The sequence below is a fragment of the Streptomyces sp. YS-3 genome, from assembly GCF_045257485.1.
Taxonomy (GTDB): Bacteria; Actinomycetota; Actinomycetes; order Streptomycetales; family Streptomycetaceae; genus Streptomyces.
The window spans coordinates 1-2,385 of record NZ_JBJHPC010000823.1; the positions used below are offsets into that span (position 1 = coordinate 1).

Below are 2,385 nucleotides of genomic sequence, written 5' to 3' on the forward strand. Positions count from 1 at the left end.
GGTTCCCGGCGGACCCCCCGAAGGGGCGCGCGGGGACGCGCCGGGCGGCGCGCGGGCGTACGGTCGTGAGCATGCGCATTGTCATCGCAGGAGGTCATGGTCAGATCGCGCTGCGGCTCGAACGGCTGCTGTCGGCGCGCGGGGACGAGGTCGCGGGCATCATCCGCAAGCCGGAACAGGCGGACGATCTGCGGCAGGCGGGCGCCGAGCCCGTCGTACTCGACCTGGAGTCGGCGTCCGTCGACGAGGTCGCGGCCGTCCTGACGGGCGCGGACGCCGCGGTCTTCGCGGCGGGCGCGGGCCCGGGCAGCGACGCGTCCCGCAAGGAGACGGTGGACCGGGCGGCGGCGGTGCTGTTCGCCGACGCGGCGGAGCGGGCGGGCGTGCGCCGCTACCTGGTCGTCTCGTCGATGGGCGCGGACCCGCGCCACGAGGGCGACGAGGTCTTCGACGCGTATCTGCGGGCCAAGGGCTCGGCCGACGAGGCGGTACGGGCCCGGCCCGGCCTGGACTGGACAATCCTGCGCCCCGGCATGCTGACGAACGACGCCGGGACGGGCCTGATCACCCTGGCCGCGTCGACGGGCCGAGGCCCGATCCCGCGGGACGACGTGGCCGCGCTCCTGGCCGAACTGATCGATACCCCGGCGACGGCGGGTCTGACGCTGGAGGCGATCAGCGGGACGGTACCGGTGATGGTGGCGGTGAAGGACGTGGCGGGGAACTGACCCGCGCCACCCGGTTCCGCCGTTCCGCCGCACCCCTCTCCACCACGTCCGAAGGCGCGGGCCCGCCCTGTCCAGGGGCCCGCCCTTTCCAGGGCCGCATCCTTTCCGGTTGCCCTTTGCGGTTGTCCTTTCCGTTGCCCTCCCAGTTGTCCTTTCCGGGGGCGCGCCCGCGCCTACCGGCGCACCCTGGTCTGCTGCTGGTACTCGCCATGGACCTTGACGATTTCCCGGAACAGCTCCGGAAGATCGGAAAGATCGAGGTTTCTGGGATTGGTGGCGTAACTGATCAGGCCGAGCAGCCGGTGCAGGATGTCGGCTTCCTGTTGCTGGCGCTCCCAGGCGGGATCGGCGGCCGGCTTCTGGCTCTTGTGCGGGGCGGCGCGAAAGCGCTCGTCCTCGGCGAGGCAGTCCCGCAGCGCCTTCGGCCACACGAGCCGCATGGGCTTTCCCTGGTCCTGCGGCCCGCGCTCGCGGGAGCCCTCCAGCGCGTTGAGTATGCGGGCTTCGTGGGAACGGTCGACGCGGGCCTGAAGCCCGTCGACGGCGGCGAGCCGGGCGGCCAGCCCCCGGATCAACTCCCCGTGGCGCAGGGCCCAGTCCCGCTCGGCGCGCCGGCTGCGCTGCTCGCGTACGGACTCGACGCGTTCGTTCTGCGTACGGGGCAGAGTGCCGTCGGCGCGCTGGGCGCGTGTCAGCTGGAGGTGCCGGCGCTCCGCCGACTGACGGCCACTCAGTTCGAGTGCGTCGGCGATGCGTTCCCAGGTGATCCGTTTGGTACGGGCCAGCGAGATCAGCCGGAGCTCATCGCTTTCCAGCTTGTCCCGGAGCATACGGATGACCATGAGGGTGGCGAGAATGTCCGTTTCCTCGACATCGGGCTGAATGATTCCGCGGGCCCGCTGGCAGATCCGGTCGTAGGCGCGGGCGACTTCCAGCAGGGTGGGCTCGGATCCCGAACTCCCGGGCCGGGAATGCCGTCGCACTCCGCCCGGGGATTCCAGTAACCGCCCCCAGGCCCGGTCCCGGTTGTACTCCGCTTCGGGATACTGCGCGCGACGCGCGGCGCGTGTCGTCTTCATGACGACTCCCCCTGTCGTCCTTCGGACGACGCATTCGGCGGAGAGTCGTGTTCGGTCGCGCACAGTCGCGAGGTGCCCGAGGCGTCCGGGGACCCTTCGATCAGACCTTCGGCAGCGGACCCTCCCGCCTGCCGGACCAGGCGGGGCCTGCGACGCCACGTGGACCGCAGCACCCCGACGGCGACCGCGGTGACCGCGAACATCACCTCAGCTATGTAGTGGGCACCGGCATCCTTGATGACTGAACTCAACATGGCTGAATTCGTGCACGTCACCGACGTGCACTCGCCTCCTCACGGTATTGGCGGTGCCGTCACATGCCACGCCGGCCCGCGTGCGGGATGGCCTATCCCCATCCCCCACGCGCCCTGCGCGGCACGGTACGTCAGGTATCAGTTACAGCCCGACGTCGGAGGAAAGTCTGCCGCTCCTGAATCACGCGAACGCCCGCCACCGGACTCACCTCTCCAATCGCCACCCTTCGCCATGGCCACATAAGGCACATTCCACCAATACAAGCCCCGAACGCCCCCACAGAAATGTCGTCCGCGAGAGGCGGAGCTTGGGTGGGGTGGGGG

The 2,385-nt window shown here is 70.5% G+C and carries 2 protein-coding genes; one reads left to right on the forward strand and one right to left on the reverse strand.

What is annotated here, in order from left to right; all coding sequences use genetic code 11:
• The first annotated feature begins 71 nt into the window (after positions 1 to 71).
• Positions 72 to 728: an SDR family oxidoreductase gene (locus ACJA3G_RS35220; protein WP_406557097.1), complete on the forward strand. Its 657-nt coding sequence runs from the start codon at positions 72 to 74 to the stop codon at positions 726 to 728.
• A 173-nt stretch (positions 729 to 901) separates the two neighbouring features.
• Here ACJA3G_RS35220 and ACJA3G_RS35225 read toward each other — a convergent pair whose 3' ends face one another.
• Complete coding sequence (locus tag ACJA3G_RS35225; RefSeq protein ID WP_406557098.1) at positions 902 to 1,807, reverse strand: hypothetical protein; 906 nt, start codon at positions 1,805 to 1,807, stop codon at positions 902 to 904.
• Positions 1,808 to 2,385: the final 578 nt, after the last annotated feature.

Coding starts and splice junctions, on each gene's coding strand:
- ACJA3G_RS35220 (WP_406557097.1), top strand. CDS start 72: ATGCGCATTGTCATCGCAGGAGGTCATGGTCAGATCGCGCTGCGGCTC.
- ACJA3G_RS35225 (WP_406557098.1), bottom strand. CDS start 1,807: ATGAAGACGACACGCGCCGCGCGTCGCGCGCAGTATCCCGAAGCGGAG.